The 13,097-nt window shown below is 66.8% G+C and carries 13 protein-coding genes; 5 read left to right on the plus strand and 8 right to left on the minus strand.

Annotated elements, in window-relative coordinates; translation table 11 throughout:
- Positions 1-8 precede the first annotated feature (8 nt).
- From HHX40_RS34640 to HHX40_RS34660, 5 genes are read right to left on the minus strand one after another with little or no spacing between them, the layout of a single operon-like run.
- Complete coding sequence (locus tag HHX40_RS34640; RefSeq protein WP_259404168.1) at positions 9-938, minus strand: reverse transcriptase domain-containing protein; 930 nt, start codon at positions 936-938, stop codon at positions 9-11.
- Positions 928-1,611, minus strand: a complete 684-nt coding sequence (locus HHX40_RS34645; protein ID WP_182883925.1) for a 7-carboxy-7-deazaguanine synthase QueE — start codon at positions 1,609-1,611, stop codon at positions 928-930. Before HHX40_RS34645 ends, HHX40_RS34640 begins: the two co-directional genes overlap by 11 nt.
- Positions 1,608-1,979, minus strand: coding sequence for a 6-carboxytetrahydropterin synthase QueD (gene queD / locus HHX40_RS34650; RefSeq protein WP_182883926.1), 372 nt, complete (start codon positions 1,977-1,979; stop codon positions 1,608-1,610). The genes HHX40_RS34645 and queD overlap by 4 nt, the downstream gene beginning before the upstream one ends.
- Positions 1,970-2,689 (minus strand): 7-cyano-7-deazaguanine synthase QueC, encoded by a 720-nt coding sequence (gene queC / locus HHX40_RS34655; RefSeq protein WP_182883927.1) that lies wholly within the window; start codon positions 2,687-2,689, stop codon positions 1,970-1,972. Before queC ends, queD begins: the two co-directional genes overlap by 10 nt.
- 21 nt (positions 2,690-2,710) lie before the next feature.
- Positions 2,711-3,262 (minus strand): ATP-binding protein, encoded by a 552-nt coding sequence (locus HHX40_RS34660; RefSeq protein WP_182883928.1) that lies wholly within the window; start codon positions 3,260-3,262, stop codon positions 2,711-2,713.
- A 272-nt stretch (positions 3,263-3,534) separates the two neighbouring features.
- On the opposite strand from HHX40_RS34660, the gene HHX40_RS34665 reads away from it, so the two are divergent.
- Entirely contained in the window at positions 3,535-4,869 is a 1,335-nt protein-coding gene (locus tag HHX40_RS34665) for a hypothetical protein (protein ID WP_220499951.1), read from the plus strand.
- Positions 4,866-5,390: a GNAT family N-acetyltransferase gene (locus HHX40_RS34670; RefSeq protein WP_182883930.1), complete on the plus strand. Its 525-nt coding sequence runs from the start codon at positions 4,866-4,868 to the stop codon at positions 5,388-5,390. The genes HHX40_RS34665 and HHX40_RS34670 overlap by 4 nt, the downstream gene beginning before the upstream one ends.
- Here HHX40_RS34670 and HHX40_RS34675 read toward each other — a convergent pair.
- Positions 5,368-6,390: an NAD-dependent epimerase/dehydratase family protein gene (locus HHX40_RS34675; RefSeq protein ID WP_182883931.1), complete on the minus strand. Its 1,023-nt coding sequence runs from the start codon at positions 6,388-6,390 to the stop codon at positions 5,368-5,370. The genes HHX40_RS34670 and HHX40_RS34675 overlap by 23 nt on opposite strands.
- 441 nt (positions 6,391-6,831) lie before the next feature.
- Between HHX40_RS34675 and HHX40_RS34680 the strand changes: the two genes are divergently transcribed.
- From HHX40_RS34680 to HHX40_RS34690, 3 genes are read left to right on the plus strand one after another with little or no spacing between them, the layout of a single operon-like run.
- Positions 6,832-7,602, plus strand: a complete 771-nt coding sequence (locus HHX40_RS34680; RefSeq protein ID WP_182883932.1) for an NUDIX hydrolase — start codon at positions 6,832-6,834, stop codon at positions 7,600-7,602.
- The gene (locus HHX40_RS34685) at positions 7,599-8,759 is read left to right on the plus strand and encodes a 5'-methylthioadenosine/S-adenosylhomocysteine nucleosidase (RefSeq protein ID WP_182883933.1); all 1,161 of its coding nucleotides are present in this window, start codon (positions 7,599-7,601) and stop codon (positions 8,757-8,759) included. The genes HHX40_RS34680 and HHX40_RS34685 overlap by 4 nt, the downstream gene beginning before the upstream one ends.
- Complete coding sequence (locus tag HHX40_RS34690; RefSeq protein WP_182883934.1) at positions 8,756-10,747, plus strand: hypothetical protein; 1,992 nt, start codon at positions 8,756-8,758, stop codon at positions 10,745-10,747. The genes HHX40_RS34685 and HHX40_RS34690 overlap by 4 nt, the downstream gene beginning before the upstream one ends.
- 351 nt (positions 10,748-11,098) lie before the next feature.
- Here HHX40_RS34690 and HHX40_RS34695 read toward each other — a convergent pair whose 3' ends face one another.
- Positions 11,099-12,673 (minus strand): hypothetical protein, encoded by a 1,575-nt coding sequence (locus HHX40_RS34695; protein WP_182883935.1) that lies wholly within the window; start codon positions 12,671-12,673, stop codon positions 11,099-11,101.
- Between the two features lie 6 nt (positions 12,674-12,679).
- Positions 12,680-13,081: a hypothetical protein gene (locus HHX40_RS34700; protein ID WP_182883936.1), complete on the minus strand. Its 402-nt coding sequence runs from the start codon at positions 13,079-13,081 to the stop codon at positions 12,680-12,682.
- Positions 13,082-13,097: the final 16 nt, after the last annotated feature.

Consider the following 13,097-nt stretch of genomic DNA (forward strand, 5'->3'; position numbering starts at 1 on the left):
CTTTCGGGTTATCCGGCGATGAGGAAGAGGTCCTCGACACACGCGTTCTCGCGAACGCGGCTCTTCGCCGCGTTGGCGGTCATCCCGATCGCATCGAGGGCGTCCACGACGCGCTCCATCGCTCTTTCGGCCTCCGTACGGCTCGCCGTGAAAGCGCAGTAGTTGTCGGCGAACCGGACGAGGCGCAGCTCCGGAAGCAGCCGATCGGCGCGGGACAGCCGCAGGTTGATCAGGAGGGGGGACACACCCGTGCCGGGCGCCAGCGGGGAGGGCAAGCCGGCCAGCGCGGTCCGGAACCGGTCCAGGAACGCACCGTCGTGGACATGCGCGGCCAGCCAACCCGTCACCTGCTCGGGGTCGGACCCCTGTGAGACGTGCGCGACGTCCACATCCGCGACCCAGGTGAAGCCCTGCTCGACGAAGGCCATTGACTGCCGGAGCGCGGTCAGGCGGTTACGGCCCGGGCGGTAGCCGGACACCCAGTCGGCGAAGACGTGCGCTTCCAGGACCGGCTCGACGGCATTGCGCATCGCACGGTGCACCAACCGGTCCTCCACAGTGGGAATCACGCAAGGCAGTTGCTTGCCGCAGTAGGTGGGGATCGGGTTGACGCGCAGCGGCCCCGGCAGCCACGTCCCCTCGCGCAGCGCCCGAGCCAGGCGAGGGATGCGGACGGCGGCGGTTCGCCGATAGTCCGCCCAGGTCATGCCGTCGCCACCGGTGGAGGAACGCCGCCGCCCGCACTGTCGAAGGGCGGCGGCCAGATGTCTTTCGCCGAGAAACGGCATCAGTGAATGGCTCTGCGGGAGTACGCTGGGGGTCACCTGAGCGGCAGGAACGATCCCCGATTCTCCGTCAGTCAAGGGCTTGCACTCCAGCACGCGCGGCCCGAGAAACGCGGAACGACGGCCCCGCTCAGGCCCGTGATCAGCGGACATCGGTGCCCTCCAGCAGGATGTGCAGGCGGGTGCTCAGGTTCCAGCCCCGCGCCAGCGTCTCGTTCGCGATCTCCCTCATGACCGTCGTCACCGCGGCCGGCGTCGTCGCCTGCGGCATCACCCAGATCGGCGCGAGGCCGTACTCGGCCTCCAAACCGGCGACCTCCTCCAGGTCCGAGGGGCTCTCGGCGACGAACTTGAAGACCGCTCGGTGTGAGCCGTTGAGCACTCGAAGAGCTTCCGGGTTGACCCGCTTGTCGTACGGCACACCCGAGGAGGCCAGCTTGGGCGAGACGTTCCAGTGCTTGACCGCGGCGAGTAGCCCGGGCATCGGCACAACCGTGCCGTTCGTCTCGATCTCGACCCGTCGCTGCTTGGCACGGAGCATGTCGGCGAGCCAGACGAGCCGGTCCTGCTGCAGCAACGGCTCGCCGCCGGTGATGACGACCAGCGGGGCGGGAACGGCCAGCAGCTCGTGCAGCACTTCGGACTCGGCCATGCGACGCGTCATGCTCGCCAGATCGAAGCGGCTCGTGTCCCACGTCTCCGGGGTGTCACACCATGTGCAGGTCAGATTGCACCTGCTCAGGCGCAGGAACGTGGCCTGCTGGCCGATCGACGGCCCCTCGCCCTGAAAGGTAGGGCCGAAGATCTCGCTGACGAGGAGGTTCATGTCGCGCCTCCGCGATATTCGGCCCACGTCGAGTCGGTCTCAGCGACCCTGACCGCGTACAGGAGAGGCGCGACGCGCAGGTTGGTGCCGCACCATGCGTGGATCACCTGGGCGAGCCGCTCGGAGGTCGGCGGCACGTCGAGTACGTCGTTGAGATGCCGATGGTCGTAGGAGTCCCTTAGGAAGTCCCGTACGGCGTCGAGCTCGCCGAAGTCCGCGACGAAGCCGACGTTGTCGAGTTCGTCAGCGGCGAGCTGGATCTCCACCGTGTAGTTGTGGCCGTGCAGCCGCCGGCACGGGTGACCCTCCGGCAGGAGGTCCAGGCGGTGGCTGGCACTGAAGTGGAACCTCTTGGCGATCACATGCATGGCGCCACCGGCGAGGGATCGTCGTAGTCGGTCGGATCGGTGATGCGGGCCAGGGCGAAGGCTTCCTTGCGCTCGACACAGGTGCCGCAACGCCCGCAGTGTCGCCGCCCGCCCAGGTAGCACGACCAGGTGTAAGCGAAGGGCACCCCGAGGTCCGCGCCGAGGCGTACGATCTCCGCCTTGGTCATCGCGATGAACGGCGCCATGATCTGAAAGCCGTCCGCCACGAAGCCCTCGGTGGCCTTCGCCGACATCTGCCGGTAGGCCTGGACGAAGCCGGGCCGGCAGTCGGGATAGATCGGATGGTCGCCCGCGTGCGCCCCGAACACCACGGCATCGGCCTTCGCGGTCGCGGCGAGCGCGACGGCGAGGTCCAGGAACAGTGCGTTGCGGTTCGGCACGACCGTGGCACGCATGGACAGGTCCGTGTAGTGGCCGTGCGGCACCGAAATACGGGCGTCGGTCAGCGCAGACCCCGCCATCAAAGTGGCCAGGCCGGGCAAATCGAGCTGGACGTAGGCGGCACCGAGCGCCTTGGCCGTACCGACCAGGTAGGACAGCTCGACGCGGTGGCGCTGCCCGTAGTCGACGCCGAGAAGGGTGAGCTGGGCGGTGCCTTTCGCCCGGAGCCAGTAGGCCAGCGTGGTGGAATCCAGCCCGCCGGAAGCCACGACCACGGCATGTCCGATCGGGCGTTCGTCTGTGCTCATAGAGGTCCTCTGAGAGACGGGTCAGATGGAGGCGGGCACCGGCACGAGAGCGCTGGTGGCGGTGCCCGCCTCCTGGGGGAGTCCGCCTTCCGGCACGGGGGAACCAGAAGGTGGACTGGTCTTCATGGGCAGGGCGAAGGCGACCGCCTTGCCTGGGATGCCGGTGGCGTACGTCCTCGTGCGGTAGGCGCCGCACCGCCCGGCCGAGAGCCGGTGGACCATAAGAAGGCCTCGGCCGCTCTCCCTCAGCCAGAGGGTGAACGGGTCCGAGGTGCGCAACTCGCGCAGGATCCTCGGGATGTCGGCCAGGTCCTCGTCGCCGTCGACGACTTCACACCAGGCCGGTAGACCGTCCACCGTGACGATGCGCAGCTCGTACGGCCGGCGCGCGTGGGTTTCGGCGTTGGCCGCCAGCTCCGCCACCGCGCTTTCCGCGTCGCTCACTCCCTCGTCGTCGACGCCCGCGGCCTGGAGGACCTGACGGACGACGGTTCGCGCCCGATGAGCGGCGGAGCCGGGCCGCAGGACTTTCACGAGCACGCGGTAGTCGTGGAGCCTGGCTGGGGGTGCCACGCCGTACCTCCGGGGGTCTGTTCGGCGGGCCGGTGCTCACCGGCCGCGTTTTCGTCACCCAGTGGACCAGCACGGACGCGAACAGTGAACGATTCTGCGCTGTGAAGGTCGTGAAGCTCCCGATCTCTACGTGAAGGTCGTGAAGGTGGGCCGTTGGGGCTGCCAAACTGTTCACGAGAGGTGACCATGGGATTACCGTCGCTTCGCAGCGGGAGGTGCCGATGGGACAAGAGCCGGGGACGGCGCTGGCAGAGGCTCTGCGGCGTGCTGGTATGAACCCGCGCCAGCTTGCCGCTGCGGTTAACGCGTGGCTCGAAGGCCGTGGTCTGGGCTCCCGCCGCATCGACCCCACCGCGCCCTATGCCTGGGTGCGACACGGCTACAAGCCGTACGATCCGATCCCTTCGGTCGTGGCGGCTGTGCTCTCTGAGCACTTCGGCTATGCGGTGCGGGTGGATCAGCTCTGGCCGAGTAGGCAGCGGGCGGCGGTGCCCGCCGCGTCCGGCCTGGTTCAGGACGGCAGCGTCGATGACATGCTGCAGTCGCTCAGCGAGCTGACGACGCTGAGCGCAGGGAAACACCCCGACGTCGCCGCCGCGTCCGGCCCCGATCTGGCGGCGGCCGTGCTCGACGGGCTTCGGACGAGCCTGTCCTGGACCCACCGGCGCGCCGGCCGCGAGCGAGTCCTGCCGATGCAGGTGCGCCTCATCGGCGCGCACGTCGAGGCCCTGCGCAAGCTCGATGACCGGCATGGTGGCGGCGCGCTCAGCTTGAGGTATGTCACCAGCGAACTGCGCAACGTCCTCGACCTGGTGCAGTCCGCCGACTACGAGCCCGCCGTCGGGCGTGACCTGATGACCATCGTCGCCGACCTCGCCCAGCTCGTCGGATGGGTGCACTTCGACGCGCATCGGTACGGTGCGGCCGAGCGATATCTGCTTCTCAGCGAGCGGGTCGCACGAGGGATCGGCGAGCAAGGCCGGGCGGCCAACGCCATCGGCATGCTCGCCTACGTCTCGGCTTTCGCGGGGCACGGTCAGGAGGCGGTTCACATCGCTTCGGCGGCGGAGCAATGCTCACCCCGCGATCCGATCCTCCAGGCGAGGATCACCGGCCGCGTCGCCACTGCGGCAGCGGCGGCCGGTGACCTGTCCGGCTTCCGACGCGCTTCGGAGAAGGCGAGGGAACTGCTGGCCTCGGCAGACGGCGCTCCGGCGTACCTGTACTACATGGAGCCCGAACAACTCATCGCGGAGGCCGGCCAGGCGCTCGTGGTATTGGGCGAGCACATGACGGTATATCGCAAGCGCCTGCTCAGTGAGGCGCTGGACTTGCTCGCCCCCATCTCGAAGGTCGGCGCGCGGCCCGACTACCCCAGGTCAGCGCTGCTGCACGGTGCCTTCCTGACGAAGGCGTACCTGCTGAGCGGTGAGCTGGAGGCGGCCGTCGCGGCGGCACGAGCCACGCTCACCCGGCTGAGCGAAGTCCAGTCGATCCGCGGAATCAACTACCTGCGGCGGCTACGTCTGGACTTCGCCCGCCGAAGCCGTTCCCCGATAGTCTCGGAATTCCTCCCCGCATTCGATAAGGCACTCGCGCACGTATGACTACAGGCACCACCAACTCGCTCGACCCGCACCGCTTCGTCGTGTCCCCGCGCCCGTACGACCACCCGGATGCGCGTCGGCTGGTCCGCGCGCTGTTCGACGATCAAAAGGAGCGGTACGGCTACGCCGATCCCTTCGAAGCCGACCCCGCGTATTACCTTCCACCCCACGGCCTCTTCCTGGTCGGCTATCTCGACGGTGTCGCGGTTGCCTGTGGTGGCTACCGCACCTTCGACGAGCAGACGCGCACGGTCGAGGTGAAGAAGATGTACACCGTTCCCCGCTTCCGTGGGCTTGGGCTGGGGGAGCGGATCCTCAAGGAGCTGGAACGCCGTGCCGCACGGAACGGGGCGCGGCGCTCCATCCTGGAGACCGGCGTACGCAACACGGCGGCGCTCGCCCTGTACACCGGGGTCGGCTACCAGCCGACCGAGCGTTATGTAGACGGTCGTGACCCTGCCATCAACAGGGCCTTCGTCAAGGAGCTCAGCGGGATGTTCACCGAGGAGTTGGCCTGCTGATCGCCCATTCCTTCAGCAGTTCAACCTCCCGCTCGGGGCTCAGCCCGTGTTCGGCGAATCGCTCGTGATCTACCGGAACTCCGCCTGACTGCAACCACTGCCAGGTATCCCTGACGGTTTCGCTCAGGGGGCGGCAGACGAGCCCTGCGGCTCTGGCCTTGTCGGTGTTCATAGCCCATGCGGTGGGCAGGGTCCGCCAGATGGGGATCTCGGTCCACTCCAGCACGCCGCGCTCGGCCAGCCAGGACTCCTCCACCCAAACGAACTCGGCAGTCGAACCGGTGGCGTGCTTGCACGCCTGGAGCATGCCGCCGTAGGTCTCCCGGCCGATCGGTGCGGCGACGTTGTAGACCCCCGTGGCTTGCCCTTCGATCAGGTCGAGAGTGAAGCGGGCGACGTCGCGGACATCGACCGGCTGGATGGTTCGGTCAGGCGGAGCCGGGGCGAGCACCCAGCCACCGCGGCCGAGCCGACGTAACCACCAGGGCAGCCGACCCACGTACTCGCCGGGGCCGAGGATGACGTGCGGCCGAATGAACAGGGTGTCGTCGGCGAACTCTCGCCGGATCGCCAGCTCGCAGCCCACTTTCAGCGGGCCGTACGCGTCGGGGTCCCATCTGCGGGTGCCGGGGTCGAGATCGGGATCGCCATCCCACGAGGGGGAGGACTCGTCGATGGGCCGGTACGGCCAGTCGCGGTACGCCGAGATCGTGGACGTGAACACGTAGCGATCCACGCTGCCGGCGAGCGCCCGCGCCGCGTTGCGCACCAGGGCGGGTACGGCTCCCGCCACGTCGAGCACCACATCCCATGGCCCATGGGCGGAGAGCTGCGCGAGACCCTCGGGACGTTCCCAGTCGCCGCGTACGTGCTGCACTCCATATGGTGGCCTGGCGCTGCGTCCGCGGTTGAATAGGGTGATCTCCCAGCCTCGCTGTACGGCCTCCTCCACCACGGCACGGCCGACGAACCACGAGCCTCCCAGGATCAGTATCCGCACCGATTCATCATCGTTCAGAACTGTCTACAACACGTAAAACTGGCCCTGGCGCGGATCCTGATCTTCCACCGCTCGGCTACGTGCGTGTTGCTGATCATGCTGAGTGAGATCACGGAGTTGCTGTTCTCTTCCCCACCTGTCCATCTTGCAGATCGACCAGCTGTACAGCGCCGAGGTCGCTGGCAGTCGCAGTTGGTCTAACCCTCCTGGCGGTGACGCTCGCCGCAAGCGCTTCATGGCACAGGCCCACAAGGCCGTGACTCCGCCTGTCCTTCAATGACGGGGACTTCGAGCGGCGATGCTGATTCAGCTGGCCGCACGTCGTTGTCTAAGCCGCTGTTTGTCGAATGGTGGATCGGCGGCGATCGATCTGTTGCTGGCACGGGAAGTGTCACCCCTTAGTAAGTTACTGTCAATCCGACAAAAAGCTACGGTCGTTTCATGACTGACGACCGGTGGGAGCCGCCGAGCGTTCTACTCGCGGTCGACCTGGTGATCTTGACTTTGCGCGACGCCCGCCTGCACGTCCTACTCGTCGAACGCGGTGTGGATCCTTATCGGGGAGCCTTTGCCCTGCCGGGCGGCTTCCTGCGCGACGAGGGTGAGGCCATCGAAGCGGCGGCACGCCGGGAGTTGGCAGAGGAGGCCGGCCTAGCCGACGTCCACCTGGAGATGATCGGCGTGTACGGCGACCCAGGGCGCGACCCCCGCGGCAGGGTGGTCTCGGTCGCTCACCTGGCCATCGCGCCCTGGTTGCCGGACCCGATCGCCGGTACGGATGCGGCCAGCGCCTGCTGGACGCCGGTTGAGGACGTCCTGTCCGCCTCCGCATACGTGAAACTGGCATTCGACCATCGGCGGATCCTTGCCGACGGAGTCGAACGGGCCCGGACCAAGCTCGAGCACACGTCACTCGCCACGGCCTTCTGCGGCAAGACCTTCACCATCTCCGAACTCCAGCAGGTCTACGAGGCGGTATGGGGAGTCCGGCTCGATCCTCGTAACTTCTATCGCAAGGTCCAGAGCGCCCGCGGCTTCATCGTCGCGGCCGGCCCGATGCGGCGTCCACAGAACGGCCGCCCCGCCCGGCTCTTCAAGGCTGGGCCGGTTCAGGCCTTGTATCCGCCCATGGTCCGCTCCACTCAGCCTGGACACGAAGTCCTCGGCGGTCACGCTGCTGAAATCGCGCCCGAAGGAGGCGAGCTCGCATGAACGAGCGTCCTGTCGTGATCCTTACCGCGATGGATCTGGAATATCGGGCCGTCCGCAAGCACCTGGCTGGGCTGCGGACGCATCACCACCGCGCCGGCACCTTGTTCGAGGTGGGCCACCTGGCAGACGGCGATTGCCAAGTGGTCCTGGGTCTGGTGGGCAAGGGCAACCACCCCGCCGCTGTGCTCGCCGAACGGGCGATCAGCGAGTTCGATCCCCTCGCGTTGCTGTTCGTCGGGGTAGCCGGCGCTCTGTGGCCGCAAGTCGGCCTGGGCGATGTGGTGGTCGCAACCCACGTCTACGCCTACCACGGGGGCACCAGCGAGGACGACGGGTTCAAGGCCCGTCCCCGCGTCTGGGAGATTTCGCACGAGGTGGCGCAGGTGGCGCATCACCTTGATCGCAGCGGCGCCTGGACTCGGCGCCTGCCCGATGGTGCGGACATTCCAAAAGTGCGGTTCGGGCCAATCGCGGCCGGTGAGGTCGTGCAGGACTCCGCGATCTCCATACATGCCCAATGGGTTCGCCAGACGTACAACGACGCTCTGGCGATCGAGATGGAGGCCGCCGGTGTTGCGCAGGCTGCCCACTTCAACAGGTCGTTGCCGATGATCGTGGTTCGTGGTGTCAGCGACCGAGCCGACGGCACCAAGGTCACCACCGATGGCGCGAACTGGCAGCCGCGGGCGGTCGTCGCCGCCGCGGCCTACGCCACCGCCCTCGCCGCGGAACTTGCCAAGCAGCCACATCACAAGTGGCGCACTGCCTCGTTGAGAAAGGCGGAGGACAAGGGGATGTCAGACGGTGTACGGAACGTCGCCCGCGACCATGCGCGGGTGGGAGTGCAAGCGGGCGCCATCTACGGCAATGTCTCGGTGGGACAGCCGCCCGCGCTCACCGCCGATGCGCGGGCGCTCCTCACCGAACTCCGTGACGAGCTCGCGCGGGCACGGACCTCAGGGACGGTTGACGAGGACACGTTCGCCGCAGCCGAGGAAGAGCTCAGCGTCGCCGCCGATTCTCTGTCGAGAGACAGCGAACAGGGCAGACACCGCGCGATGATCGCGCTCAGAAAACTGCGCGGCTTGCTGATGGACCTGGCCGAGCTGGCTTCCAAGGTGACAGCCATCATCACCGCGATCAGAGGCGCCTCATGAGCAGTGCTGGCGCCGGTGCGACCAATATCGCGGACGGCTCTGCCACGGTCGGTATTCAGGCCGAGACCGTGCATGGCGACGTCCATGTGTACCAGGTGCCGCCGGGCGCCTCTCCCGAGGAGAGGTTCGAGGTGGGTCTGCGCTGCTTGAGCGGCGGCATGTCAGGAAAGGCGAGAAAGCACATCGGCGAGGCCGTCATGGACGGCTACGTCACCAGCCGTTCCTGTTTCTACGTGCTGCTCGCCCTGCTGAGCGGGCGGACGCTTCAGCAGGTGCCGAAGGAGGACCTCGCCCCTCTCGCCATCGCGCAGCAGAAGCTCACCGGCAACGTCGAGGATGAGTGGACCCACGCGATCAAGGTGATCAACCGCCTCCTGGCCTCGCTTCAGGAGCGTGACGTGGATTTCTCCGCCATCGAGGAACGACTCAGCGAGCTGAAAGATGACCGGCGCAACGAGATCGTCCGTCATCTCGAGATGTTCTTGCACGGCTCGATCAGGGACGCGATGTGGGTGCGTGCCCTGGATGCCGCCAAGCGGGATCGATGCGACCGAGGGCGTCTGGAACGGGTCTGGAAGTTCTTCCAGCCGGAGCCGATCGGGCCACGGGTACGGCTGCCGCGTCCGCCTGACACCACGATCGGCACCTGGATGTCGTCCATGACGACCACGGCCATCACGCTGGCCGCCATCGGTCATATCGGCGTCCACGCGTGGCGGTATTCTTGGCCGGCGGCCACTCTCGCTCTGGCGCTCGTCACCGCCGGCTCGTACGCCTGCGGCCGCGAGGGTGTGGAGTGGCGCTTCCGGGCCGAACGCCTGCGGGCCAAGGACAGCGAGCGACAGGCCGTGCGGAAACCGCCGCCAGAGGGCTTCGCGAGCCGGATTGACCGGCAGTTCGCCGAGTATTTCGCACGGTACGTACCGCGTAACACGGACAGAGGGGAGTGGCTGGCACAGACGGCCGGTGTTCGCCAAGCATTACGGGATGAGGTCGTCGAGCTGTACCGGGAGAGCAGGGTCGACGCCAAACGGGTCGCATGGCTCGTCCGATACCTCGTCAGCGACGTGAAGGACCGCTGGCAGAGGGGCGAACTGTGGGAGTACCGCGACCGGCTCAAAGTCCCTGCGTCCATGAAGGCTTGCTTCGCTCTCGGTGTCGTGGCCCTCGGGATAGGTGTGACCTGGCTGGTTTGGGGCGGGCTGAACATCGCGCCGCTCAGCGTCGTGGGGGCCGCGATCACCGCCTCGGCGGCAGGCAGGTTCGCCGCACGCGGTTGGTTGCACATCGTCCTGAAGCGCAAGAGGTACGCCGCCGACCAGGAAGAAGCCGATCGGCTGCTGGAGGGTCGCCGGGCAGCCTTCATGCGATGGAGGCGCAAGCTCTCCGACAAGCCGGACGACCGGGAGATGGCGCGCTGGCTCGACTGCGACCGCAAGGCGCTGACAGAGGAGGCGATGCAGCACTACAAGCTGAAACCACACGACGTTATCGCCCATGCCTTCATCGAAGCCCCGTCGACTCCCTACAAACGGGCACACGTCCCAAAAGGGCCCTGGCGTTATTCCAGATACGAGATCCTCGTCTTCCTGCTCACCGCCGACGGCGTCCGGCAGATGACCGTCGATCTCGACTTCGAAAAGGCCATTTTTCACAACCGGAGAAGAATCAACTACCGTTACGACGCCGTCGCTGCGGTGCAGGCCGCGGAGGCTGATGACGGCCACAGAACGTTCGAACTGACGCTGGTCAACGGCCATCCGATCACGGTCCAAGTGACCGGACCTCCGCCAAAGTCCGAGGCTGGTGCGGAGGACGACGCGCGCACCGTGTCACAAGCGACGCTCGACACCGCAGGACTTGGAAACACCCTGCACGTTCTCGAAGGTGTCGCTGCCGAAGGAAAGGAATGGATCAACCATGAACGAGAGCGAGAGCAAGATCGGTTAGTCGACATTATGCTCACCATGCATGGTGAGATCGGCTAGACATATGGGTGAGCCAAGCGACCCGAAGACACCTCTTACCGCGTCTTCGAAGGGGGTGAAGTCGCTGACGGCGTTCTGATCAGCGAAATCTCCCCCGGCGGAAAGTGTAATATTTCCGGACAGTCCTGGTATCGACCTGGTCACATGCTCGACCTTCCGGGCTTGAACTCCGGGGGTGTGCGTCAACGAGCGACGAGGAAAAGCCGTTTCCTTCCCTCCATCACGAACATCCTCCTGCTCTTAGCTTCGGGTCTCCCTCATGGAAGTCGTAGGCTAGGGCCAGAATGGCCGAACACACGAAAGCGGGATAGAAAAGTGAGGCCTTCCCTGCTTTCGTGTCGCTCCACGCCACTACCTCGCCGGGTTGCTTGCCCGCCGCTCGCCGTGCAACCCGGACCTCGAGGCTGCCGTGACCGCGCTGACGGGAACCCCTGAGATGTTCGAGGTGTGCTGGGATGCCGTCGCTCTGTTGACCGCGGTGGTGTCGTCGAAGAGTGTCGAGACCAGGGCGGGATTTCGGCGGCGGTCGAGGATGGACAGCGCGACCATGACGTGTGGACGCTCTGCGGGAGTGGCCGTATCGAGAGCGGCTTGATTCAAATCCGCAAGCACCGCGTTCGTGTAGCCGATGACTTCTCGGTATGAGCTCACAAGAGCTCGTATCCCGGATGCTCCCACCTGGCCGTTCACGGCAGCGGTGGTTCTCGACATCGCCTGCATTGCTTCGATCTGGCCGGGGGCGGTGACCTGCGCCAGATCACGATGGCCGAGTACGGCGAGGGCTTCTACGGCGTGCCGGACGGAAAGCAGGATCTGCGACATGTCCGCAGTCGTCGGCGCCAGCTCGGCGGGGGACTTCAGCGTCGGCAGGTTCCGCAGCTCGAAAGTCCACTCCGGGTTGGTCGAGATGAGACGGCCCAGGCGGATAGTCATCTGATCGAGGTGATCCGCAGCGCCTGGACGCCGCTGGTCGAATAGGAGCCGCTGCCAGCGGTGCCGTACGGCCTGCCAGCGGTCGAGCACGCGGTGAAGACCTTCCGCGGACAGGCGTAGCGTGCGGCGGACAAGCAGTTCACGGGCGGGATGCAGTTCGGTGTGCCGCCGGGTCAGCATTGTGACGGCCTGGTAGGCGCAGTGAAGGGCCACGACAGCGGCGGTGGCGTTGCGTCGGCAGTCCGCGGACGACAGCTGTCCTCCCGCCTCGGGCTGGGCCGTGCGTATGCCCTCGGCGTTCGTGATGATCCCGGCGCAGAGCTGCTCGACCGAAGCGATCGCAGGTAGCGTCGACGGCGGCGGAGCCGTCCTGAGGGGGACGGCGGCCAGCGTCTCGGTGGCTCCCGGCGCCGTCACTCGGAAGGCGATGTCACCCGCGGTCTGCAGGGCGGTGACCAACCGGTCGAGCCGTACGCTGTCCAGACCCGCCCTGCGCACTTCGGCTCGGGCCGCCTTCATGACTCGGCCAAGGAGCTGTGCCTGGCGTGCCACGACGTCCAGCACCGCGTGCCGGACGCCCATGTCCTCGATAGCGTTCGCCCAGTCCGATCGCGGGTTGTAGTGCGTCTTCAGCAGGTCATGGCCGGTGCCGAGGGCGAGCGCGGCGCCGGCAACATGGACCGGGACGGGATGCGCGGTGTTGCGATTCCGGCCGGCGAGTTGCCGGTCGAGGTCGCGCAGGATCACGTCGGCTTCCTGAATCAGGACGCGCGGATGGTTCACCCGGTTCCACAGATGAGACAGCCGCTCGTGCGCGGGGGCGCGTTCGGGCGCGAGATCGTCCAAGTATCGGAGCAGGACCGTCGTCATCCGGTGCGCCGGCTCGATCGTTGCGATGGCGGCGACACCGGAAACGGAGCGCTCAGCGCAATAGACGGCGGTGTTCATCTGCTCGGACGCCTCACGCAGGAAGTCGCCGAAGACCGTTGTCATGGCGGCTCACTCGCCCAGAACAAGCTGGATGCGGGTGCCGCAGCGTGAGGCGGTCAGCGCGGCAAGCCGGGCGTCCGGGGTCTTCAGATCGAGAGCCCTTTCGGCCATCACCTCGCGGAGAAGCCCGCCCAGTGCAGCCATGGCCTCTGTGACTGCAGACCGGTCGTCGGCGTCCTTGAAGACCAGCGGCATGTCGTACGCCGTGGCGGGAACCGACCTCAGCGCGGACGCGCCCTCGAACGCGGCGCTTCCGGCCGAAACCCATGCGGGAAACTCCTCTGGGGCGCTCGCGCCTTCCATGGCCCGGGCTGCCTCTGACGCGACCAGGAACGCGTGCAGAGCGGTGTCGACGTCGCGCCATGCCTCCAGCTCGGCGTGCGCCTTGGACAGCTCATCGATCAGGGACACGAGACCTCCTAGTGAT

It is taken from the genome of Microbispora sp. H10949 (assembly GCF_014161435.1).
GTDB lineage: Bacteria > Actinomycetota > Actinomycetes > Streptosporangiales > Streptosporangiaceae > Microbispora > Microbispora triticiradicis.